21 protein-coding genes and 1 pseudogene are annotated in these 22,622 nt (G+C 43.5%); 11 read left to right on the top strand and 11 right to left on the bottom strand.

The window, feature by feature from the left end; all coding sequences use genetic code 11:
* Positions 1-165: 165 nt before the first annotated feature.
* Positions 166-378: a helix-turn-helix transcriptional regulator gene (locus F6K46_RS19710; RefSeq protein WP_075897293.1), complete on the bottom strand. Its 213-nt coding sequence runs from the start codon at positions 376-378 to the stop codon at positions 166-168.
* 657 nt (positions 379-1,035) lie between these two features.
* Here F6K46_RS19710 and F6K46_RS19705 point away from each other — a divergent pair.
* Both F6K46_RS19705 and F6K46_RS19700 read left to right on the top strand, forming a co-directional pair.
* Positions 1,036-1,401: a hypothetical protein gene (locus F6K46_RS19705; RefSeq protein ID WP_075897291.1), complete on the top strand. Its 366-nt coding sequence runs from the start codon at positions 1,036-1,038 to the stop codon at positions 1,399-1,401.
* A 112-nt stretch (positions 1,402-1,513) separates the two neighbouring features.
* The gene (locus F6K46_RS19700; RefSeq protein ID WP_293059094.1) at positions 1,514-3,235 is read left to right on the top strand and encodes a hypothetical protein; all 1,722 of its coding nucleotides are present in this window, start codon (positions 1,514-1,516) and stop codon (positions 3,233-3,235) included.
* A gap of 288 nt (positions 3,236-3,523) precedes the next feature.
* On the opposite strand, the gene F6K46_RS19695 is transcribed toward F6K46_RS19700, so the two are convergent.
* Positions 3,524-3,712, bottom strand: coding sequence for a hypothetical protein (locus F6K46_RS19695; RefSeq protein WP_293059096.1), 189 nt, complete (start codon positions 3,710-3,712; stop codon positions 3,524-3,526).
* Between the two features lie 45 nt (positions 3,713-3,757).
* Positions 3,758-4,738, bottom strand: coding sequence for a calcium-binding protein (locus F6K46_RS19690; RefSeq protein ID WP_293059098.1), 981 nt, complete (start codon positions 4,736-4,738; stop codon positions 3,758-3,760).
* Positions 4,739-5,122: 384 nt separating this feature from the next.
* Between F6K46_RS19690 and F6K46_RS19685 the strand changes: the two genes are divergently transcribed.
* Positions 5,123-5,266, top strand: a complete 144-nt coding sequence (locus F6K46_RS19685) for a hypothetical protein (RefSeq protein ID WP_293059100.1) — start codon at positions 5,123-5,125, stop codon at positions 5,264-5,266.
* Here the strand turns inward: F6K46_RS19685 and F6K46_RS19680 are convergent.
* Positions 5,263-6,597 carry a calcium-binding protein gene (locus F6K46_RS19680; protein ID WP_293059102.1) on the bottom strand — a complete coding sequence of 445 codons (1,335 nt, stop codon included), beginning with the start codon at positions 6,595-6,597 and terminating at the stop codon, positions 5,263-5,265. The genes F6K46_RS19685 and F6K46_RS19680 overlap by 4 nt on opposite strands.
* A gap of 507 nt (positions 6,598-7,104) precedes the next feature.
* On the opposite strand from F6K46_RS19680, the gene F6K46_RS19675 reads away from it, so the two are divergent.
* Entirely contained in the window at positions 7,105-7,302 is a 198-nt protein-coding gene (locus F6K46_RS19675) for a hypothetical protein (RefSeq protein ID WP_293059104.1), read from the top strand.
* Between the two features lie 33 nt (positions 7,303-7,335).
* On the opposite strand, the gene F6K46_RS19670 is transcribed toward F6K46_RS19675, so the two are convergent.
* Entirely contained in the window at positions 7,336-8,700 is a 1,365-nt protein-coding gene (locus F6K46_RS19670; protein ID WP_293059106.1) for a hypothetical protein, read from the bottom strand.
* Between the two features lie 352 nt (positions 8,701-9,052).
* On the opposite strand from F6K46_RS19670, the gene F6K46_RS19665 reads away from it, so the two are divergent.
* The 3 genes and pseudogenes from F6K46_RS19665 to F6K46_RS19655 all read left to right on the top strand — a co-directional run bounded on the left by F6K46_RS19665 (position 9,053) and on the right by F6K46_RS19655 (position 12,501).
* Positions 9,053-9,244: a hypothetical protein gene (locus tag F6K46_RS19665; RefSeq protein ID WP_293117263.1), complete on the top strand. Its 192-nt coding sequence runs from the start codon at positions 9,053-9,055 to the stop codon at positions 9,242-9,244.
* Positions 9,245-9,595: 351 nt separating this feature from the next.
* Positions 9,596-10,960 carry an NB-ARC domain-containing protein gene (locus F6K46_RS19660; protein ID WP_293059108.1) on the top strand — a complete coding sequence of 455 codons (1,365 nt, stop codon included), beginning with the start codon at positions 9,596-9,598 and terminating at the stop codon, positions 10,958-10,960.
* Positions 10,961-11,273: 313 nt separating this feature from the next.
* Positions 11,274-12,501, top strand: a pseudogene (locus tag F6K46_RS19655) (ISAzo13 family transposase).
* Positions 12,502-12,553: 52 nt separating this feature from the next.
* On the opposite strand, the gene F6K46_RS19650 reads toward F6K46_RS19655, so the two are convergent.
* From F6K46_RS19650 to F6K46_RS19640, 3 genes are all read right to left on the bottom strand, one after another.
* On the bottom strand, positions 12,554-13,720 hold the full coding sequence (locus tag F6K46_RS19650; protein WP_293059110.1) for a calcium-binding protein: 1,167 nt from the start codon (positions 13,718-13,720) through the stop codon (positions 12,554-12,556).
* 163 nt (positions 13,721-13,883) lie between these two features.
* Positions 13,884-15,392, bottom strand: a complete 1,509-nt coding sequence (locus tag F6K46_RS19645) for a glycoside hydrolase family 9 protein (RefSeq protein WP_293059112.1) — start codon at positions 15,390-15,392, stop codon at positions 13,884-13,886.
* A 447-nt stretch (positions 15,393-15,839) separates the two neighbouring features.
* Entirely contained in the window at positions 15,840-16,001 is a 162-nt protein-coding gene (locus F6K46_RS19640; RefSeq protein ID WP_158069452.1) for a hypothetical protein, read from the bottom strand.
* A gap of 983 nt (positions 16,002-16,984) precedes the next feature.
* On the opposite strand from F6K46_RS19640, the gene F6K46_RS19635 reads away from it, so the two are divergent.
* On the top strand, positions 16,985-17,722 hold the full coding sequence (locus tag F6K46_RS19635; RefSeq protein WP_293059114.1) for a cation diffusion facilitator family transporter: 738 nt from the start codon (positions 16,985-16,987) through the stop codon (positions 17,720-17,722).
* 171 nt (positions 17,723-17,893) lie between these two features.
* Here the strand turns inward: F6K46_RS19635 and F6K46_RS19630 are convergent, their stop codons facing one another.
* Together F6K46_RS19630 and F6K46_RS19625 are read right to left on the bottom strand one after the other, a co-directional pair.
* Positions 17,894-18,793 carry a glycosyltransferase family 39 protein gene (locus F6K46_RS19630; protein WP_293059116.1) on the bottom strand — a complete coding sequence of 300 codons (900 nt, stop codon included), beginning with the start codon at positions 18,791-18,793 and terminating at the stop codon, positions 17,894-17,896.
* A gap of 92 nt (positions 18,794-18,885) precedes the next feature.
* Positions 18,886-19,161 carry a hypothetical protein gene (locus F6K46_RS19625; protein ID WP_293059118.1) on the bottom strand — a complete coding sequence of 92 codons (276 nt, stop codon included), beginning with the start codon at positions 19,159-19,161 and terminating at the stop codon, positions 18,886-18,888.
* Between the two features lie 52 nt (positions 19,162-19,213).
* Here F6K46_RS19625 and F6K46_RS19620 point away from each other — a divergent pair, with 52 nt between their 5' ends.
* Positions 19,214-19,351: a hypothetical protein gene (locus F6K46_RS19620; RefSeq protein WP_293059120.1), complete on the top strand. Its 138-nt coding sequence runs from the start codon at positions 19,214-19,216 to the stop codon at positions 19,349-19,351.
* 872 nt (positions 19,352-20,223) lie between these two features.
* Here the strand turns inward: F6K46_RS19620 and F6K46_RS19615 are convergent.
* Positions 20,224-20,676, bottom strand: a complete 453-nt coding sequence (locus F6K46_RS19615; protein WP_293059122.1) for a SufE family protein — start codon at positions 20,674-20,676, stop codon at positions 20,224-20,226.
* A 196-nt stretch (positions 20,677-20,872) separates the two neighbouring features.
* Between F6K46_RS19615 and F6K46_RS19610 the strand changes: the two genes are divergently transcribed.
* Positions 20,873-21,013 carry a hypothetical protein gene (locus tag F6K46_RS19610; protein ID WP_158069451.1) on the top strand — a complete coding sequence of 47 codons (141 nt, stop codon included), beginning with the start codon at positions 20,873-20,875 and terminating at the stop codon, positions 21,011-21,013.
* On the top strand, positions 21,010-22,464 hold the full coding sequence (gene rsmB / locus F6K46_RS19605; RefSeq protein WP_293059126.1) for a 16S rRNA (cytosine(967)-C(5))-methyltransferase RsmB: 1,455 nt from the start codon (positions 21,010-21,012) through the stop codon (positions 22,462-22,464). Before F6K46_RS19610 ends, rsmB begins: the two co-directional genes overlap by 4 nt.
* Positions 22,465-22,622: the final 158 nt, after the last annotated feature.

Below are 22,622 nucleotides of genomic sequence, written 5' to 3'. Positions count from 1 at the left end.
GTTGCGAAAAGTTTAGTTCACAGGCGCTGTAACAAGTAGCCAAGAAAATGGCGATAATCCTCTCCTGTTTTAGTTTTTTGATTAACTGTTGGGACACTGTCCCAGGTTAATAGGAAACGGTTACGCCCCATATGGGGCGTTTTTTTTTAGCTGGATCCCAACAGTTCAATCAGTTACCCACTTTGCCAATTGATCTAGGGTAACTTTCAGCAGGTCACACAATACCTTGAGCTGATTTGGGTAGAGTTTGGGGATATGCCTGCCCGCTTCCCAATTTTGCACCGTGGTAACGGTTACGCCCAATTCATGAGCGATTTCCCGCTGGGTGATATTTAGGGATTCTCGTCTTTTTTTAAGGTTGTCCCCTAAAGTAGTCATTACTGTCCTATTTAAAAGTTAACATAATTAAGTTTACTGAGTTATATGTTACCGCTAATCTCACTAGAGTAGGACTTACGCAGTTAAGTAGATTTCGCCCCCCTAGCCCCCCAATTTTGGGGGGTAATCATGTCAAAGTCCCCCAGAATTGGGGGACCCACGGGGGCAAATGCGTAAGCCCTATAGAGATTATTAGAAATCCAATCACTGAAAACTCCGCCACAAAGCGAGCCCAGATGAAAGTGACTAGCGCGCTTAATGCCTAGAAAGAAATCTTGCATTGGAGTTGACGATTGTATAGCGCCTATACTAAAAGCAGAGTACAGGTTGAAAAACCGTTCGCGTAGCGTGGCCTTTGGCCTTGGCGCAACCGGGTCAGAAGCCCCTCACAGGGGTAGGTTTTTTACATGACAGGTCAAACGGGGAGTGTGGGGCTCACAGGGGTAGGTTTTTTACATTGGAGATAGGTAATAGGTAATAGGTAATAGGTAATAGGTAATAGGTAATAGGTAATAGGTAAGTACCTGGACAAAAATAAACCTCACTTCTTGATGCAAAGCGCGAGTGGGGGAAACCCCCTGTTCCGAAGCTGCATCGCTGTATTAACTTCTGTAAAGTTGCCAAAAGCCCCTCTACTCCCAGCTCCGTTCGCGTAGCGTGGCCTACGGCCTCAGTCCCTGCTCCCTATTTCAACAGTTAATTTTACTTTTGTCCGACTACTTATTTCAACATTTACGTTTAACAGCCCAAGAATTTGCTGAACGTATCCGTGGATATTGGGGTGTTGAGAATAAAGTCCACTATGTTCGCACTGGTACTCAAGGTGAAGATAAATCCAGAATTCGCACTAACCCTCTGCCTAAGATTTTTACCGTAGCTCGCAATTTTACACTCAATTTATACCGTGACCAGATGTTTAACAACATGGCACAAGCTCAGCGATGCAGCGCGGTCTTGGGGGTTTCCCCCATGAGCGACTGCATCAAGACAACGACTCTGTTCTTTTGGTCTAGACACGCTTAAGCAACTTTTTAGAATGAAATAGCCCTGGGTAATGGGTAATGGGTAATGGGTAATGGGTAATTGACCCAACTATACTTGATATCATTCCTAGCAATCGTAACAGAGCCTCTCTATGACTATTCCGGTTCCGCCAAGAACTCGCGCTCAAGAATCTCGGGCTGCTATCGAACGGATTTATGTGATCATGCGACATCTATTTATCCGAGGATACTACAAGCCTGGGGGTGCTTCTGGTGCAGCCTTGAGGCAAGCATTGCTAACTTTGCAACCAGAAATTTATGGCTCCATTGCTGACCCACAGAAAGTGGAATTGAATGGTCTAGTGTATGTTATCGATCGCTTACCCTGCGGCATTGAAATGTGTCGTTTTGTCAAACTGGTGGCGGCAGAAGGGTATAGTCAATCAGGATTTGAGACGATTGTTCCTGCTAAACGTCGCCGTAATTGCTACCGCATTGATCAAGAAACGATGCTGATCGAAATTACCCGAGGGCGTAGCGAGATTTATGACATTCTTACCCATCTGACGTTTATTTATATCGAAGCTAATAAAATTAGAGACCATGCTCTGGAGGAAGGTCAACCAACACGAGAGTGGATCAAGCTCGAAGAAATGGTTACTGGTCAACAATCCCCAGATAATCCTAAGTCGTTGGTGTCAGAAGACCTGGAAGTCCAGCATCGAGCTTTTTCTTATTTAAGTACTCTTTTAGGACGCACCTTTGAAGAAACCAAACACGCTTACCATCGCCTGGCTCAGGGCAGCTCTGATAATAATGGTCTATTTGATATTATTTATTGGCTGGGTCGAGTGGCGATGGAAGAAGTCCAATCCCAACGCGATCGCAAAATTACTTTCAGTTCCACACTGCGGGAGCGGATTGGACATCATATCCACGGGGCGCAGTGGGCAACTGATATTAAAAGCTTTGTGTTAGAAAACAACTTATGGGAGCGCCCACTCCATATTATTAGTGCGAATTTGCATAGCGTGATGAATTGCTTATTTGCGCCATCAGCACTGAAACACACCTTGGGAGAAGACAAAAAAATTGAGGACATTGCCCGTGAGTTAAGTCTACCAGAAAACGCCCACCTCAACCAAGAGGTTAGGGAGTTTGCCTTACAAAATGGGATGTTTTATCTGGCCGATAGAGCTGGGACAAATATCCACGTGCAGATTTTTGATACGGCTATGTTACCCCTAGCTTTGCTATCTCCTGAGTTACCCATTAATCATAACATAATTGAACAAGAAAAGCCAGTTCTCTTGGTAATGGATTATGCTTTTGGGGAACAAGCGTTTGAGATTATGGATGAATTACTCAAACCTTATAAAACCGGTGGGCAATCCCAAAAACTTAATGTCAAATCGATTTCGGTAATGGGAAAAGCAGGAATATTGGTGGGACACAAGGGCGACTTAATGCTACCAACGGCACACATCTTTGAGGGAACAGCCGATAATTATCCTTTTGTTAATGAGCTTACTAGTGAGGATTTTCAAGATGATGGTATCCCCATTTATGAAGGAGCGTTGGTAACAGTAATGGGAACCTCTTTGCAAAATTCTGATATTTTAGCTTATTTCAAAAGTTCATCGTGGAATGTGATTGGCTTGGAGATGGAAGGGGCACACTTACAAAAGGCAATTCAAGCTGCTTCTATGATCCGAAAAAGTATCGATGAGAAGGTAAAGCTGCGTTATGCTTACTATGCTTCTGATAACCCCTTGTTGACTGGCAGCACCTTAGCTTCCGGGGGATTGGGAACAACAGGTGTTAAGCCCACCTATTTAATCACTATGAAATTTCTTAAGAAAATCCTGGGATAGTTGATGTAGAGTGGGCAGTGAACCAGACCGATTCATCAACCTGGCGATAAAATTACTTGACACTGCCCACCAATCGATTAATCACAGTAGATGTAGGGTGGGCAGTGAACCAGACCGATTCGCTAAGTCATAGCATTTTTCGCCACTGCCCACCAACGGATTAATCACAATTGATGTAGGGTGGGCAGTGAACCAAACTGATTCACCAAGTCATAGCATTTTTCGCCACTGCCCACCAACGGATTAATCACAGTAGATGTAGGGTGGGCAGTGAACCAGACCGATTCACTAAGCCAAAGCCCATTGCTCGGCACTGCCCACCAATCGATTAATCACAGTAGATGTAGGGTGGGCAGTGAACCAAACCGATTCACCAAGAAGCGCGTTCGCGAAGCGGTTCCGAAGGAACATCGCATTACTTGACACTGCCCACCAACGGATTAAGACAGAGGAAAAACAGGAAACAAACCAGATCAAGGAGACTTTAACTAGTCAGTTGTTTCCGCCACCGTGTACTAATCGTTATACAAAGATCAGATCCCCTTGGTTATAGGCGTCAGCAACTATAGCAATAACATCAAGGCCCGAATCAGAATTGATAGCAATAAAGTTGTCTTCAAAGGTATAGTTGATGCCTGACTTGAGTTGAATTTCATCCGTACCAGATTGGAAATCCGTAATTACAGCGTAATCATTGAAACCAAACAATCCTGCCCCGACATAGTAAGCATTGTTCTGATCTCCAATCACAAATGTATCAGCACCAGCTCCTCCGGTTAAGATATCAATTTCATTAACACCTGGATTGTTACTGCTGGGATCGACACCTACGATAGTATCATCACCATCGCCACCAGACAGAGAGTCATTACCTAAGCCCCCAAGCAGAGAGTCGTTACCTGAGTCCCCAGACAGGGAGTCATTACCTGAGTCCCCAGATAGAGTGTCATTATCTGAGCCACCGAGAAGGGAGTCGTTACCATCGCCACCGAGAAGGGAGTCATTACCTGAGCCCCCAAACAAAGTGTCTTCACCTGAGCCCCCAAACAGACAATCGTGACCTGAGTCGCCAGAGAGAACATCATTACCTGAGCCGCCAAACAGAAAATCGTTACCTGAGCCGCCGATAAGAATGTCATTTCCCTCTTGACCAAAGAGAATGTCATTGCCCTCAAGTCCTGCAATGATGTCATCTCCCTCAAGTCCCAGGATTAAATTGTTGTTGGCATTACCCAGTAAAAAGTCAGGATTGGGAGTACCAATAATCAAATCAAAAAGCCCTGAGATTTTAGTGTTGGATGATAAAATTTCTAAGTCTGACTCATTGGAAACAAACGGTTGTATCACGTTTGTACTGAACGAAAACCGTGCAGCAGAAGAATCAGGTAACCGGGGGCTAGGAACTTCCTGATTCTGGATAGATTGTGGCAGTGAGTTGAATAACTGTCGTTCTGATGCTAGAATGTTGGGTAAGCTATTAATTGCATCTATTAACGTAGCCATGGTAGATTTACTCCTGTTTTTGTCTAGATTTTAATTAGGTATCTATAAAAGCTATCCACCTGGATTTAGATAATTATGCAAAAAGCCTAATATTTTTTTTTCTAGAAGTGAATTTTATGGGACTTATGTACTATAAAAACGTCGAAATAGCCTATAAGCCAGGATTTCAGCAAATTTAAAAATTTTATTTGAGACATAAAAATGCCCCCAAGTGATTGACAAAAGTCATAACTTGGGGTATAGAGTGAATCAGATCAGTGCATCAGGCAATTGGTGAAAACGCGATTGACTGTAGGTCACGCTACGCGATGCGACCTAGGAGCCGCTAAAAGCGATCGCATTCTCACGCATCCCCTCTCCCACTGAGTTCATGTAGGGTGGGCAGTGAACCAAACCGATTCACCAAGCCAAAGCCCATGGCTAAGCACTGCCCACCAACAGATTAAAACAGAGGAAAAACAGGAAACAAACCAGATCAAAGAGATTTTAACTGGTCAGTTGTTTCCGCCACCCTGTACTAGTGGTTAGACAAAGATCAGATCCGCTGGGGCAATGATACCAGAAACTATAGCAATACGATCCGGGGCAGGATTATTGATATAATCGATAAAGGTAATTCCAAGCGCAGCAACTGGAGTGAAATTATAGTCTGCTACATTCCCATGGAGTTGAATTGTATCTGTACCAGATACGAAATCCGTAATTTCAGCGTAGTCAGCCGCTCCTCCACCGACATAGTAAGGATTGTTGCTATCTCCAAGCACAAATGTATCAGCACCAGCTCCTCCGATTAAGGTATCCTTTTCATTAATACCTGGATTGCTACTGGTGGGATCGACACCTACGATGGTATCCTGACCTAAGCCACCAGACAGAGAGTCGTTACCTGAGCCACCGAGAAGGGAGTCTTTACCTGAGCCCCCAGACAAAGTGTCATCACCAGCATCACCCCTGAGGGTATCATCACCAGCATCACCCCCGAGCCTGTCATCACCAGCATCACCCCCGAGCCTGTCATCACCAGCATCACCCCTGAGGGTATCATCACCAGCATCACCCCTGAGGGTATCATCACCAGCATTACCCCTGAGCCTGTCATCACCAGCATCACCCCCGAGCCTGTCATTACCAGCATCACCCCTGAGAGTATCATCACCAGCATCACCCCTGAGGGTATCATTACCAGAGCCACCAGACAGAGAGTCGTTACCTGAGCCCCCAGACAGAGTGTCCTTACCTGAGCCCCCAGACAGAGTGTCCTTACCTGAGCCACCAAACAAACGATCGTTACCTGAGTTCCCAAACAGACAATCGTTACCTGAGCCGCCGATAAGAATGTCGTTACCTAAGCCGCCAGATAGAAAGTCGTTACCTGAGCCCCCAAACATAAAGTCGTTACCTGAGCCACCATACAGACAATCGTTACCTGAGCCACCGAGAAGAAAGTCGTTACCTGAGCCCCCAAACAGAACGTCGTTACCTGAGCCACCGATAAGAAAGTCGTTACCTGAGCCACCGATAAGAACGTCATGGCCACCGAATCCGAAAATGGTGTCATTTCCGCCAAGTCCCAGGATTAAATCGTTTTTGTCAGTACCCGGTAGAAGATCATTTCCGGGAGTACCAAAAATCCTGTTAACAATTCGTGGGATTTTAGTTTTCGGCGATAATGCTCGTAAGCTTAACTCATTGGGAACTAACTGTTGTAACTGGGTCAAACTTAACGGAGTCAGTTGACCAGCAGACGTAGGTTGGGGGATACTAACTACTGTATTCTGGATAGATTTTGGCAGTGACTTGATTGAATCTAGTTCTGATTTGGGAATTAGGTCGGATAATTTCTGAGTTTTAGTTACCATTTACTCTTTTGTTGAATGCATCTAACGTTTCGATCGCAGCACCAAGAAAATAGCTAATGGTCATGAGCAGTTGATTACTCGGACTTTGACAAAATCTTAGACTCCAATCACCGATCAGCGAGATCGGGACAGGGCCGTGGAAGGAGCCCAAAAATCTCAAAGTCCCATGAAGACCATTAAGGGGTCTTGGCTGCCATCACTCTTTTAATCACTCCAAAAATCCGATTTTTCTACAGTTGTATATAAAGTTTTGTAACGAATTCTCGGATCCTGGGTATTTACAAGATTTATTGGGGCTGAGATGGCTACAGATCAATTGTTCTGGGGATCTGGCCAAGGGAGATGGGGCAGATTTTTATGAATACAAACAAAAATTACCCCAAGTGATTGACAAAAGTCATAACTTGGGGTTAGGAGTGAATCAGGTAAGTGAATCAGACAATTGGTGAAAACGCGATTGACCGTAGGTCACGCTACGCGATGCGACCTAGGAGCCGCTAAAAGCGATTGACCGTAGGTCACGCTACGGGAACGCACCTCAAGCGCATCGGGTGCATCTCATTAAATCTGTTTGACCCGGTGGTGCGTTACGGGACGGACTCTCCTAACACTGGCTACCGAGAAAATGAGGGCTCACCCGTCCCTAAAGCACCCTACGCAACTGTTCCCTGTTCCCTGTTCCCTGTTCCCTGTTCCCTACCTTGACAGGTAAATTTTCAACTTGGTGCAAGATCTGAGTTAGACAAAGATCAGATCCCCTTGGTTATAGCCACCAGACACAATCGCAACAATGTCAAAGCCGAAACTAGGCGCGATCTTAACAGAGTCCAAACTATCCCCTGTGGTCAGCTGAGATTGAACACCATTACTCTTACCTCCAGCAATATCCTGAGCAATCTGTTCAGCTGAAGCAAGACTTTTCTCAGAAGAAGATAAGCCGTTATTAAGAGCGATAAAGTTTGATCCAAAGATATAGTTGGCTTTTTTGAGTTGGATTTTATCCGTACCGGATTGGAAATCCTTAAGTAGAGCGTAATCATTCAGACCCAAAAATCCTCCTCCACCGACATAGTAAGGATTTTTGCTATCTCCAATCACAAATTTATCAGCACCAGCTCCTCCGGTTAAGACATCAATTTCCTTAATACCTGGCTTTATACTGTTGGGATCGACACCTACAATGGTATCATTACCACCGGCACCAGTAATCTCGTCACTTCCGGCACCACCAGTAAGTTGATTACTGTTGTTATCACCAATAATGGTATCGTTGCCACCAGCACCCTTGACATTCACAAAGTTTTGGACAGTGCGATTCAGAACTGGACCATTAACAACATTAATCTGTAAACTGTTCTTTTGCAGATTTACGTTCACAGAGGCACCAGTACCAGCAGAAGAGGCATCAATAGTATTAGCTTGACCTGCATCCCCAATAATCGTCTCCACTCGGATCAGCTCATCCTTACCAAGACCACTTTTGTTAACGATTCCCGTGGGTAAAAGAGTAATGGCTCGACCGAGACCAGTGTAATCGACGGTATCCTTACCTTCCTCTCCATCCAGGACATCATTACCACTACTGCCAATAAAATTGTTTGTGCCAGTTCCGCCAAATAGGGAGTCATTACCAGAGCCACCATCCAAGATATCATTACCAGAACTGCCAAACACAAAGTCATTACCTGAGCCGCCAGATACAAAATCATTACCTGAGCCAGCGATAATAATGTCATTTCCCTCTTCACCAAACACAAGGTCATTGCCACCGAGTGCTACAATGACGTCATTTCCGCCACGTCCTAAAATTAAATCGTTCTTGTTACTACCTATTAAAAAGTCAGGATTGGGAGTACCAATAATAAAGTTAAAAGGCCCTGATATTATAGATTTCGATGATAAGCTTTTTAAGCCTGAATCATTGGGAACTAACTGTTGTATCTGGGTCAAATTTAACTGAATCGGTGTACCAGCAGACTTAGATAAATCGGGGCTAGGAACTACCTGGTTCTGAATAGATTGTGGCAGTGACTTGATTAAATTTAGTTCTGATTCCGGAATTAGGTTGGATAGCTTATCAAGTTCAGTTACTAACGTAGCCATGGTTAATTTTCTCTTTTTTTTGGTATGAATCCACCTTAGCGATCGCAGCAGCTATAACATACCTAATGGTGATTAGCAGTTGATTAGGTTTTAGGATTAGGTCAAGGAGTATAGCCTTAGCAAAGGGAACAGGGAATAGGGAACAGGGAACAGGGAATAGGGAATAGGGAATAGGGAATAGGTAAGAGCGAATCTGGTAACAGGGAAAAAATAGGTGTGTGTAGCTAATTACTATGAGAATCGCTATAGTTATTAATTAATTATTAATAAACAATTAACATTTGTTAATTGTGACTTGTTACTTGGCAGCACCAGCTCGATCCAAAAAAGATATATAGTGTTAATCCTACTTATGAAGTACATTCAATTTTCTTATCCCGACTCCCGACTCCCGACTCCCGACTCCCGACTCCCGACTCCCGACTCCCGACTCCCGACTCCCGACTCCCGACTCCCTAAAACCCCAAGGGCGAGGTACCTCACCCAATTGAGAACTGCTATGGTACCCATAACGGGTACTGTCAAATTTTCTCAAATAAAGTAAACTAGATTTGTCAGTCAATCGGTTATCGGGGGTGTTTAGTTTAGGAATTAAATTAAACCTAAATTCAGCCGAATTTACCTGATAATTTCCGATTTAAAATTCTAATATTTCCTTAGCTTTTTTTTTAAAACTCTTACCAATTTAGGGACATTAATCCGGGTAATTTGCTTACGTATAGATGTCAAAAAAACTGATTTTTTCAAAAAAATCAAAACAGCATAGTTATCATCATCGGGGACATATACGTTTTGCAAATCTATCTAGTAAACGCTCCCAATAGCTACATTATTTACTAGTTTATTGATTAGTTTATAGGTAGCTAGTCGGTGCTATTGATTAGAATTACCTACTATGAACTATAACACCAATCGATTTGAAGATGAACTGTTTATCAAAGCAGCCAAACTGTGGAATTTAGAAAAGTTGTATACAGAACTGGCTCAGAAAAAAACCATTGCTACAAATAGGGAAATCAAATTGACCCCAGTGGAAAAAGCATGCTTAAGAGGTTTGCTGTGCGGCTATGCTCCCAAAAAAATTGCTGGTGCTCTCCATTGGAGTTGTGGCTCACTTAGCGTTCAACTAACTAAAGGTTTGTATCGGTATGTAGAAACCTTAACTAATCGGAAATCGAACACCCTAAAAAGTTGGAGAGATATCTCGATATGGCTGGAAGCCGCTGGATACAAAACTCCGCAGCAGTGCCAAGATTGGGGTGAAGCACCACAGATTTCTGCATTCTATGGACGCACTAGGGAACTGAACACCCTTAAGCAATGGATTAGTCTCAAACGAAGCCAATTGGTAGCAATACTTGGGATAGTAGGCGTTGGCAAAACATCCTTAGCTGCCAAGCTAGCACGAGAGATTCAGGGGGAGTTTGATTATATTATTTGGCGATCGCTATCCTCTGGCCAACCCCTGAAGCAACTGCTGACACAGCTGATACCATTCCTGTCTCACCAGCAGTCATCGGAGTTACCAGAAGATATTAACCTGCTGATGTCTGATTTTCTAGAGTGTTTACGAGAGCATCGCTGTCTGGTAATACTCGATGATGCTGAGCAGATTTTAAGCCGTGGCACTTTAGTTGGACAGTATAAAGCGGGATATGAGGATTATGGTAAACTTTTTAGACGAGTAGGACAAGAAAGACACCAAAGTTGTTTGCTCCTAATCAGTTGGGAACCACCGCTACAAATGGAGTTACTGGAGAAAAAAAACTATTCCACTCGTTCATTAACCCTAAACGGTTTACCAACAGAAGATGCTCGGAAACTATTAGTAGCTAATGGTTTGTCTGAACAAGAGCAAGACATAGAACTCATTAAACGTTATCGAGGCAATCCCTTAGGCTTAAAGCTGGCTGTAAAAACAATTAAAGACTTTTTTTTTGGTAGTGTATCAGAATTTTTAAATTGGGATGACGTGATTGTTCCTGAGCCAATGAAAACAATTTTAATCGAGCAATTGAATCGGTTAGATCAGTCAGAGAAAAAGGTGATTGCCTATCTAGCTAGGAATCCTACCCCCATTTATATTAAACAATTGCGCCATAGTATTACTTTAGACTATAATTCACAACTTATTTCAGTTTTACAGTCTTTGGAAAGGCGCTCACTAATGGAAAAAGTGTCCCACAGTAATCGCACATTGTTTACCATAACTCCTATAATTAGGACGGTTATTAATGAGCATGAAGGTTGTTTGCTGTAGGGGTTCGGTGTAGGGTAGGTTGAAGGTTTAAGGTTGAAAGTTGAAGGTTTGATGTTGAAGGTTTGATGTTAAAGGTTTGATGTTGAAGGTTTGATGTTGAAGGTTTGATGTTGAAGGTTTAATGTTTTTTGTTGAAAGTTGACTTTAGGACACGCGCAAAAATAACTTACCAATAGAGAAGTTATAAATAATTCCATTGGTGGTAAATTAGATTATGAAGAGATTTAAGAATAGTTGGGGTGTCTGATGGGGGATGGGATATCACTTAGTTCAAGCACCATCTATAGTATTAGTGCGCTCATTTGGTCAAATCATGGATATGTCAATCATCGAGTCCCTCAGAATCAAGTTTGAGGCATTAGTGCCTTACATGAATGAAAAGCTGAGACGATTGTGGGCAGCATCGGAAGCAGTAGCACTAGGTGAAAATGGGATAGAGCTGGTAGTCTTTGCCACAGGCATTGGTGCCAAAACAGTCTCAGAAGGTATCAAAGAGCTACAGCAACCGTTGAGTAGTGTAGCGACTGTTGCTCCATCAACTAGGATCAGAAAACCTGGAGGAGGCAGAAAGAGCTATGAGCAGAGTAAGCCAAAACTGCTCAAAGATTTAGAAGAGTTGATTGACCCAATCACACGTGGAGACCCGGAATCGCCACTGCGATGGACATCAAAAAGCACATCAAAAATTGCTGAGGCATTAAGAAAAATCGGACATCAAATTAGTCCAAGAACAGTAGCGAAGTTACTGCATCAACTAGGATATAGTTTACAGAGTAATCGAAAAAGTTCAGAGGGAAAAGGTCACCCAGATCGAGACGAACAATTTCAATATATTAATCAAGAAATCAAAGAGTATCAAGGTCGAGAGCAACCCGTTATTTCAGTAGATACAAAGAAAAAAGAAATAATTGGAAACTACAAAAATGAAGGGAAGGAATGGGAAAGGAAAAAAGAGCCAGTCAAAGTAAAGATGCATGACTTTGCTGACCCGAATTTAGGCAAAGTGTACCCTTAGGGAATTTATGATGTAAGTAATAATCAAGGATGGGTTAATGTTGGTATTGACCATGATACCGCTGAGGCAAGCGGTTCAATCAATTCGTACTTGGTGGCAAAAAATGGGCATAGAGCTCTACCCAGGAGCTCAAGAACTGTTAATCACAGCAGATGCTGTCCGAAGCAATGGTTATCGGCAACGCCAAAGGAAAACTGAGTTGCAAAAATTAGCTGATGAAACGGGACTTAAGATTAAGGTAGTTCACTTTCCTCCCGGAACAAGCAAGTGGAACAAAATAGAACATCGTATGTTTTGTCAAATTACCGAAAATTGGAGAGGTAGACCCTTAATTAGTCGAGAAGTAGTGGTAAATTTAATTGCCAATACAACCACTCAAACGGGATTGACTATTCATGGGGAACTTGATCAGGGCAAATATCAAATTGGTCAACGTATTAGTGACTCTCAACTGTCTCAAGTGAATCTACAACCAGCCGATTTTCAGGGAGAATGGAATTCCCAAATTATTCCTAACCTTAAATAGGAAAGTTATTTTTGCGCAGTTCCTTAAACAAAAAACCTTCAACAAAAAACTACTATATAAATACCTCAAAGTCTCCGACACCGAGATTGGTGTTGGGGTCGAATTGAGCAAACTGAGCTCCGCTTCCCAGACCAGCTGCACTGCCATTCTGGTTGTAGAATAGATCCCCGGTGTTGCTGTTGTAGACAATCCAAGCACTACTACTTGCGACCTGGCTATTACTGGATACAACCGCCCATTCACTGCTAGCTAAGCCGCCACTCGAACTGAGCGTAGTGAAGATGCTTAGATCCAGACGAATTTTGTCTTGGCCTCCGAGGTTAATAATGCTATCGAGACCCAAATCGCTGAAATTGGAAACTCCACCAAAAGTAAAGCTAGTAATACCGTTACCACTGATTAGGACATCATTACCATCTCCACCAACCAGATTGTCATCGCCATCACCTCCAATCAGAGTATCATTCCCGGCATCTCCAATCAGGTTATCATCACCAGCTCCGCCAACTAAGCTATCATTGCCAGCATTACCTCTGAGGGTGTCATTCCCAGCCCCGCCAATCAGGGTGTCATTGCCATTTCCACCAATACCAACCAAAGGTAAGACAGCATTGGTTCCGTCGAGAAAGTCATTACCATCACCGCCATTAAAGACTACCTGCTGTACATCAGTACCGGACAAGTCATTAACAGTTAAGGTGTCATCACCCCCAAGACCATTGATCTCAAACTGTTCTACATCATTGACATTCAGGTTGAACAGACCGAGATTCAACCGCTCAAAGCGTACCCTGGGGCCAAAGGGGTTGAGGGCAAAGTTATCTCCGGCACCATCTGCACCATTGACTTGTACTACATCAAAGCCAGCACCCCCTTCCATGATATCGCTGCCATCACCGTTATTCCAAATCAGTAGGTCATTACCATTTGCGCCATTGATATTGTCATCACCGCGATCGCCAATCAGGGTATCATTGCCTTGACCACCATCTAGAAGATCAATACCATCACCACCGCTTAATAAATCATTGCCAGCTCTGCCATCAAGTAAATCTTCCCCAGCAGCCCCTGCCAGGGTGTCATTGCCAGCACCCCCATCAAGAAGGTCATTGCCACCCACACCTAGTAAGAGGTCATTGCCAGCACCCCCGATCAGGTTATCGTTATTGTTGTCTCCTACTAGAATGTCATTACCTGAACCGCCGATTAATGTATTCATGAAAGTTGCTCCTGAATTTTGTCTAGATTGTAATTAGGTATCTATAAGAGCTATCCACCTCTGTTTGGATAATTATGCAAGAAGCCTAATATTTTTTTTTCCCTAGAAGTTAACTTTGTGTATATATGTACTAAAATAATCGAAAAACCTGGTAATAAACGGTTTAGAATTCCCCGGCGGGGGACAGTTCCATGATGGAGTCAGTGATTGGATCTACTGTAGACAGTATTGGTTCAAGGTTAGAACCCAGACTGAGTTGATTCTGTTCACGGTACATACGGGCCAGAGCACCAGTGAAGCCAGCGTTGTAGTCAAGAGCGACTTCATTAATGGCATAGTTAGTTCGATCATCGACATAGGCATTATCGTCTGGTTCAGAGGGACCACCTACCAATGCACCATAGAGAATGTTGAGGTTGTCCGTTGGTGATTCGATGTCATTGGTGGTGGAACCATGGGCTCCACGATGGTGGGGATTCTTGGGAGAATTGTGGCCAAAACCGACAACATAACTGAAATTATTGGGATTATCCCCAAGAATGTAGTCAATTTGATCAGCTGCGAAATCGGAGTAACGACCATTAGCATCATTAACGGTATCACTATAAATACCAGCAAGGAAAGCGGTATTGGCAGCATATCGTAGGGAACCCCAGTCATTGAACCAAGCTAGTCCACCCTCAGTATATTCGATCCCTTCACCACTGTCGTCACTCCAGTAGTCCAGCCAGCGTTCTACTTCGATACGGTACCTATCTTCGTCAGTTTCCTGAGCAAGGAGGATGCCAGTACCATAGACTTTTTGATCCCAAGATTGAGTCTGAGTCGGATCAATACCTAGATAGTAACTTTCGGCTTTATCCAAGTAGGTCTGGTCACCGGTTGCTTTGTACAGCCAACTTGCAGACCAGGCTAGTTCGTCTTCGTAGCCACTCCAAGAATTGTAGAAAATAGCAGCATCGGCGATAGAGTCAGAGTAGTTACCCTGATAGGTCTCGGCAAAGTCAAATAGGGCTTTGGCGTTTGTGAGTAGTTCATTAGCGTAGCTGTTGTTTGTGGATTGGAAGGCAATTGAGGCAGCAGCTAAGGCAGCAGCGGATTCACCAGCTAGGTCAGAACCTGGATTTAACGGATCAATTTTGTAGGCTGGTCGCGCCATGGTCATGGTTTCCGGCGGTGCCCAGACGCTGTGGTCGATTTCACCGGATCCAACCTGTGCCCAGAACTCTTGGGTTTGACCGTTACTGTCTGTGATGTGGGCTTTGAGTATGTAATCGGTACCCCATTTAATGGCATCCAACGCCTCATCCCATTGACCCATTTGCTGGTAGGCATCTTGATATTCGATTGCCCCCCAAGCTAGCATAGTCATGGCAGCAGCCATGGGGAAGCCGAACTTGACGTGGTCCCCAGCATCGTAATAACCGCCAGTGAGGTCAACTCCTACATCAGCACCATCGTTGAGGCCAGAATCCCCGCGCCATGGGATGCGATTGTCCTCTGGAAGTTTACCAGAGCGCTGAGCTTCATAAAATAAGAAGGACTTTTCGACAGCATCACCATAGTTAAACTGTGTTGATAAATTGGTTGAGAAATTGCTGCTGATGATACTAGGTACAGTCTCACCATTTCCATTGGATGGGTTGATTTGAACAGGAGTAGATGCATTCATTAGTAATTAAAATTTAGTAAATTTTTAGTAATTTTTGAGAACCAATCAAGTCAAATCACCCCTGTTTAATACTGGAAAAATAAAACAGGTCACATTACCATTTTTTGTGGTTTATTCTGTTGTTTATGACTATAAAAATAACGAAACAGGGTAAATCATCCCTGTGTAATAAAGGGAAAACGAACTAGTCTCTAAGTCTCCGTTAATAAAGGAGATAATAGGTCATCCTATTTGATTGACAAAGGCACTTTAAATTTGAGTAGTATTACTCTCAATGGCGACACCGAAATAGTTTTCTTTTGTAACGATAGCTAATACTAGTTTACAACTGTCAAGATATTAGTGTTAAAGAAAATTAGAAGATATTGTTAATTTTTAGTAAAGAATTAAAATGCCTAACACACAGTATCTTAGAATAAACGGTTTTAAATTAGGTGAGATACATTTTTATAGAGAATAGGGAACAGGGAACAGGGAACAGGGAACAGGGAACAGGGAACAGCGGATCACCGGAACAGGGAGCAGTGATGCAGCGCTATACTTTATTAACTCTTGCCTCTTGGCTCTTGCCCTACTTTTCGGTATCTCCCCATCTCCCCATCTCCCCATCTCCCCATCTGGTTAATCTGGGGGACAGAGGAAATTTTGGAGTTTTTCCGGCATTTCCTCAAAATTCTCTAGAAGGAAGTCTAAGGGAAGGAGCCAGAAGCCAGCGCCAGTTGTCGAATCTTCGCGCTGGCTTCTGGCTCCTTCCTTTTGTAATAATACAAAAAGTATAAATAGGATGAAAACCTTAAAAAACTTAAAAAACTAATTTGGGAGTTTGTAGGGTGGGCAAAAAGCGATGCAGCGCCTTCATGCGGGGGTTTCCCCCACTCGCGCTTTGCATCAAGACACAGTTTGGTTCAAATGAGTCTTCTAGATAATATTACTTTGCCCACCCTACTTGAATTGGTATTTTTTTTTACACGCAAGTCCCTTAGTTGTTCATATGACGGTGTCTTACCTACTGAGTCGCCTAGTTTGTAATATGTGTGTAATACAATAAAGTTGTGAAAATTTAATCAATAAAGTTGTGATCTTATCAACTTGTTGAGGTCACTTAAACGGCGGTACGTTAAGCATAGTAAAGCGATGCAGCGCCTTCATGCGGGGGTTTCCCCCATGAGCGACTGCATCAAGAAGCGTTGATAGACTTTGGTACTATCTCAAATATAATTCCTTAAAATTAAATTTTTCAAGAAAACTAAATTTTGACAATAAAATAGGTTTGGCTATATGGTATTTAAGGCTCATATTGTTTAAAATTATCATTGGCTTGACAACAGTATAAGATTAGTGTTATAGACATTAATTAAACTTGTGATAACAAGTTTTTACTCAGATTTACTTATGTTGTATTAGGGAAAAAATTTCTCTATATAAAGAAAATTTAATCATGGAAATTTCTATTAAAAAACAATATATTTTGTGAGTATTTCTGACAATCCTCTGGACGTTGAGCCAATGGATATCATTGATATCAAGGTGCAGGAAACTATTTTCCGAGGCAAGACTATTTTCCCAGTTGACTAACCAAAGTAATTTAAACTATGCTCAATTGCAACAGATTAGGTTGTTTGTGCCAGACCAGCGTATCTCTGGGTAAGGTTCAGCGGTTGAAGAGGGTGATTGTATTAATCACAATCTTTGCTTTACTCGAAATGGTTGTCGGCTTTGTTAGCCACAGTTTAACTCTCAAAGCTGATTCGGCTCACATGCTGGCAGATATTGTAGCAATGAGTATTGCTTTGCTTGCTGCATGGCTGGCTCAAGGCTCCTCGAAGTCTCGAAAGCAAATGAGCAATCAACCGATTGAGGTTTTGGCTGGTCTGATCAATAGTATCGGTCTAGTGGCTATGTCTGTATGGATTGGGCGAGAAGCGATCGCCCATCTGCAAGGGACACCTGAGGAAATCCTCAGTTTGCCGATGCTAGTCACTGCGTTAATTGGCGTAGTGATCAACAGCATTAACCTCTATTGGCTAGGGGAAAATACTGAGCAAGACCTCAATCTGCGTGGTGCATTTTTGCATGTACTGGCAGACGTAGTTGGCTCAATCGGCACTATAATAGCTGCTTTGGCGGTTGGAATTTTCAACTGGCCTCAGGCGGATGCGATCATCAGCTTTAGTGTAGCTATTTTAATTGGCTTAAGTAATCTTCCGCTGCTGGGGCAAACCCTGCAACTAACTAGGACGAGGGCGATAGAAAAACCCCCTCATGAGTTAGGCTGGCTAGAGTTAGGAAAGACCGATTTAGTGTCTTTGATAAAACTCAAAGAGGATTGAAAATTACTGGAGAGCTATTGATTTTGAAATGATAGTTTTCGGTAATTTTTAGGTAACCATTTAGTGGTCAGCGGTCAGCGGTCAGCGGTCAGCTAATGATACAACCACTACTAAACCAGAGTGCGATCGCATAAATTATGCCATCGAAGTCCCGATAGTTGGATAATCCTGCTAAATTCCTGATCCAATGGGGAGTGCTTGGGGTAGTACCACTATCCACGGTAGGCACCAGATTGCTGTTACAACTAAATAGCCTATGGCACTGACTTTAGATACTTCATAATCTGGTGGCCATCGGGTATCCGCTATCCGCTGGAGATTTTCGTTGAACAGAAAGTAGTGGAAAAAGCCTGGGTTAGCCTGTTCGACTGCGATAAACCATGGCAAGGTTACTACAGAGGTCACGATTATTCCTAGCCGAATTCGCAATTGCTGGAATAGTCGTAAGCTCCGTTGTGTAAATGCGATCGCTAAACAACCAATCAGGGGAAATCCTAGGAATACTGGCCCTTTGCCTAAGACACACAATCCTAACAGACTATACAGACATAACCAGTACATCCAACAGTGAGGTTCCCTCTGTAACCGCCACAAGCAATAATAGGTAGCTAAGAGCAAGGTAGCCAAGAGTACATCGATCAGAATCTGGTGGGTAAACACAAACCAGCCAGTAGTCGAGCAAAGCATTAAAGCCGCTAGACGACCAGCGTTAGGATTCCAGAGTTCTCGCGCCCATTTCCAGGCAACTATCGCACCAAGCCAACCGATAATGGCTAGGGGGAGCCGTGCTGCGTACTCTGTGGCACCCCATAGGGCTGTACTGGTGGCTATCAGCCAATAGAGTAATGGGGGTTTATTCAGGTAGGGTGAACCGTTGAGATGAGGCGTAATCCAATCCCCACGCAACAGCATTTCACGGGCAACGCCGCCGAAGTGACCCTCGTGGGGTTCATACAATCCATATCCACCCAAGCCATGGATTAACACCAGCAACCCCAATAGTAATACCATCACATCACTCCAGCCAGTAGTAGCAGAGCTGATCCGGGCTAATGCTTGATGCTTCAACACAATGGTTAAGATAAATTATGGGTTGGTATTATACACGCTAATACCAATATTTATCAACTTGCTCCAGTAGTATTTATCTAGTATTTATCAATTCAGTGAGGTACTTTTTCGGGGGGTTTAGGGAGTAATTTGTACCTCAAACGTCGCTGATAATTGCTATATAATTCTAACGGTTCTCCAGCCCAACCCCCAATTACTTCCTCAAAAAAACCAGGCATCCAACCTTGGGGTGTTTCTACTTTTAACGATGATTTTAATGGGTTAAAAATTACCATAACTTCTAATTCTTTGTTCGTTATCCCTACTGGAACGTCCAGATGTAGAATGCCATCAGACCCCACATGGGAGATTAATTTAATACTTTCCATTGTGCTTTCTGGTTTATAGAACTTATCCAAGTTTATAGCAGTTCTCAATTGGGTGAGGTACTTCGTCCGGGAAGTGTGGGTCTTGTGGAAGGTTTGGGATGTGTGGGGGGAGAGGATAGAAAGGGAAGTGTGGCTGAAAGGGCTAGGTTTTTTACCTCAGGGTCAAACGGTTTCACAACTTGGCTTCTGATTTGGCCTACCCATTTCTAATTTCTTCCGGATCGAGACAGGGCCATGAAGGATTAAGAAATAGTAGATGCACCCTGACTCATTCCTCAGCTACCCGCTGGGGATTTTTTTTGTTTAATTTTGTCTCAAGTTATCTATTAGTTATTGGGATAGCCATCTTGGCTGTCTCCTTGGCATAAGGGTTTCGTAAGCATTCAGCTATCAGCTATCAGCGGTCAGCGATTAGCGCTACAGATCGTACTACTTGATGTGCTTATGGGCTATTAGGAAGCTACGGAACTTTTGAATAAAACCAAGTAAGCATTCGAATAATGCTGAGTTATGGAAAGCTGTTCGCGTAGCGTGAGCTTTTAGCTCACGGCTGACCGCTGACCGCTGAATGCTTACAGGGTTTCTAAATTCTTCCGGATCGAGACAGAGTCATGAAGGATTAAGAAATAGTAGATGCACCCTGACTCATTCCTCAGCTACCCGCTGGGGATTTTTTTTGTTTAATTTTGTCTCAAGTTATCTATTAGTTATTGGGATAGCCATCTTGGCTGTCTCCTTGGCATAAGGGTTTCTAAATTCTTCCGGATCGAGACAGAGTAATGAAGGATTAAGAAATAGTAGATGCACCCTGACTAATCCCTCAGCTACCGGCTGGGGATTTTTTTTTGTTTAATTTTGTCTCAAGTTATCTATCAGTTATTGGGATAGCCATCTTGGCTGTCTCCTTGGCCTAAGGGTTTCTAATTTCTTCCGGATTTAGACAGAGTAATGAAGGATTAAGAAATAGTAGATGCACCCTGACTAATCCCTCAGCTACCGGCTAGGGATTTTTTTTTGTTTAATTTTGTCTTAACCAATCTATCAGTTCTATCTGGGATAGTCTCAATTCAATTCTTTCGAAGACATTCCCAACTGATATCCCAGGGCCTTTTTCTTCATGGTCTGGAAAATGTTGTAAAATCCATTAGCGCGAGAAGGGGTTAAACTAGCGTTCAATCCTATGTCTTGAATAAAGTCAGGAGATAGGTTGACAATCTCTGTCGGCGTCAGTCCATTCAAGCCTTCAATCAACAACGCTACTAATCCTTTAACCAATTGGGCATCTGAGTCTCCCTGATACAAGACTTTGCCATCATCCAAGTTAGCAGTGATATAAACCTGGGACACGCAGCCAGGAACCTTGTTTTCTGGCACTTTATCAGTTTCTGGCATTGTCTGAAGCTTCTTGGCGTACCACAGCAACTGCTGATACCGTTGCTTGGGGTCTTTGCGGCGCTGAAAGCGTTCTACAATCCGAGCAAGAGCTTCTGGTAAAGGGCTTGAGGTGGCTGACATACCCAATGTTTAAAAAGGATTAACCATTTTATTTATAGCAGTTCTCAATACCGAATTGATAACTAGACTTCTTGCAGAAGTCGGGAACAGGGAATAGGGAACAGCGGATCTGGGAACAGGGAGGAGCTGATCAGGGTAGGTTTTTAACAAAGACGTGAGTATCAACTTTGGGGTGTGGGGTGTGGGGTGATTGGACTTGTCTTCCTTTTCCTCCCTACTCCCTACTCCCTACTCCCTACTCCCTAAAACCCAGGACTTTGTTCCGAACCGAATTAATAACTGTTATAACTGCATATTAGCTGATCAGTTGACATCCAGAGGAGTACAGAGTTTGTGAGCCAATATAAATCGTCAACGGTCAAGGGTCAACCGTCAACCTTTGATAAACAAAATCCTCGCCAGTTAGCATTCCTAGCTCTCCGGGATATTCATCGGCGGGGTGCTTTTGCTGATATTGCCCTGAATCGAGTGCTACACACTGCTCAGTTAACTGGTGCTGATCGGGGCTTAGTGACAGAATTAGTTTATGGTAGTGTCCGACGACAGCGCACTTTGGATGCTCTACTTGACCAGTTGGGCAAAAAGAAAGCGAATCAACAACCTCCAGATTTGCGCACTATACTTCACCTTGGACTATATCAGCTGCGCTATCAAGGCCGAATTCCTGCTTCAGCAGCGGTCAATACCACCGTTGACCTAGCTAAGAACAATGGCTTCAAAGGACTGGCAGGGGTGGTTAATGGTTTACTACGAAACTATGCCCGTTTAGCTGCCAATTCCCCTGACCCTTTGCAGTTGCCAGAAGGGGATATCGAGGGTTTGGGCATTTTACACAGTTTTCCCGATTGGATGATCGAGCTGTGGTTAGAACAGCTGGGAGCAGAGGAAACAGAACAGCTGTGTCAATGGTTTAACCAATCTCCTACTATTGACTTACGGGTAAATCCCCTCAAGGTGTCCATGGAGGAGGTGGAGGCAGGGATGCAATCTGCTGAAGTGGCTATTCAGCGGTTACCGACCTTGGTGTCTCACGAGGACGAGGGGAATGGTGAGATTATCCCTATTTTCAGCAATGCAGCTCAGGTCCCCCAAGCACTGCGGGTTGTGGGTGGTGTTGGTGCGATTCAAGAGCTACCGGGGTTTAAGGAGGGTTGGTGGACTGTTCAAGATTGTAGTGCCCAGCTGGTCAGTTATCTGCTAGACCCTCAACCTGGTGATGTGGTGATTGATGCCTGTGCTGCACCGGGGGGCAAGACAACTCATATTGCGGAATTAATGGCAGATCAGGGCAAGATTTGGGCATGCGATCGCTCGGCTTCCCGCCTCAAAAAAGTCCAACAGAATGCCGAACGGTTACAATTACAATCGATTCAGATCAGTACTGGTGATAGTCGCGATTGCCCTGAATTTACTAACATCGCTAATGCTGTGTTATTAGATGCTCCCTGTTCCGGTAATGGTACCCTTCACCGACGTCCTGATATTCGTTGGCGCATGACTCCAGAAAAAGTTCAAGAACTTACTGTTTTGCAAAAAGAATTGTTAGAGCATACCGCAACTTGGGTCAAGTCCGGAGGTGTGTTAGTCTATGCTACCTGTACCTTAAATCCTCAAGAAAATGAGGCGGTAATACAATGGTTTCTGGAAGGTCATTCTCAGTGGGAAATTGAACCCCCTACTCTTTCGTTTCTTAAGGGGTTTTCAACACCGGAAGGTTGGCTGAAAGTTGTGCCCTATCGAGACCAGATGGATGGTTTCTTTATGGTGCGGTTGAAACGAATGGATTAGTTAAGGGATATAGGAAGGGGAATCGGGAATCGGGAATCGGGAATCGGGAATCGGGGAGAGTAGTAGGGTGGGCAAAAACAGTTTGGTTTTGTTGAGTATTAATGATTATATTACTTTGCCCACCCTACGTTAATTGGTATTTTTTTGAACTTTTTCTT

This window comes from Moorena sp. SIO3E8, assembly GCF_010692445.1.
Classification (GTDB): Bacteria; Cyanobacteriota; Cyanobacteriia; order Cyanobacteriales; family Coleofasciculaceae; genus Moorena; species Moorena bouillonii.
This window is presented reverse-complemented; position numbering and strand designations above follow the sequence as displayed.

What these genes read in the sequence shown, in the direction of transcription:
- F6K46_RS19710 (WP_075897293.1), bottom strand. Translation starts at nt 378, where the DNA reads ATGACTACTTTAGGGGACAACCTTAAAAAAAGACGAGAATCCCTAAAT.
- F6K46_RS19700 (WP_293059094.1), top strand. Translation starts at nt 1,514, where the DNA reads ATGACTATTCCGGTTCCGCCAAGAACTCGCGCTCAAGAATCTCGGGCT.
- F6K46_RS19690 (WP_293059098.1), bottom strand. Translation starts at nt 4,738, where the DNA reads ATGGCTACGTTAATAGATGCAATTAATAGCTTACCCAACATTCTAGCA.
- F6K46_RS19680 (WP_293059102.1), bottom strand. Translation starts at nt 6,597, where the DNA reads ATGGTAACTAAAACTCAGAAATTATCCGACCTAATTCCCAAATCAGAA.
- F6K46_RS19670 (WP_293059106.1), bottom strand. Translation starts at nt 8,700, where the DNA reads ATGGCTACGTTAGTAACTGAACTTGATAAGCTATCCAACCTAATTCCG.
- F6K46_RS19665 (WP_293117263.1), top strand. Translation starts at nt 9,053, where the DNA reads ATGAAGTACATTCAATTTTCTTATCCCGACTCCCGACTCCCGACTCCC.
- F6K46_RS19660 (WP_293059108.1), top strand. Translation starts at nt 9,596, where the DNA reads ATGAACTATAACACCAATCGATTTGAAGATGAACTGTTTATCAAAGCA.
- F6K46_RS19650 (WP_293059110.1), bottom strand. Translation starts at nt 13,720, where the DNA reads ATGAATACATTAATCGGCGGTTCAGGTAATGACATTCTAGTAGGAGAC.
- F6K46_RS19645 (WP_293059112.1), bottom strand. Translation starts at nt 15,392, where the DNA reads ATGAATGCATCTACTCCTGTTCAAATCAACCCATCCAATGGAAATGGT.
- F6K46_RS19640 (WP_158069452.1), bottom strand. Translation starts at nt 16,001, where the DNA reads ATGGGGAGATGGGGAGATGGGGAGATACCGAAAAGTAGGGCAAGAGCC.
- F6K46_RS19635 (WP_293059114.1), top strand. Translation starts at nt 16,985, where the DNA reads ATGCTCAATTGCAACAGATTAGGTTGTTTGTGCCAGACCAGCGTATCT.
- F6K46_RS19625 (WP_293059118.1), bottom strand. Translation starts at nt 19,161, where the DNA reads ATGGAAAGTATTAAATTAATCTCCCATGTGGGGTCTGATGGCATTCTA.
- F6K46_RS19615 (WP_293059122.1), bottom strand. Translation starts at nt 20,676, where the DNA reads ATGTCAGCCACCTCAAGCCCTTTACCAGAAGCTCTTGCTCGGATTGTA.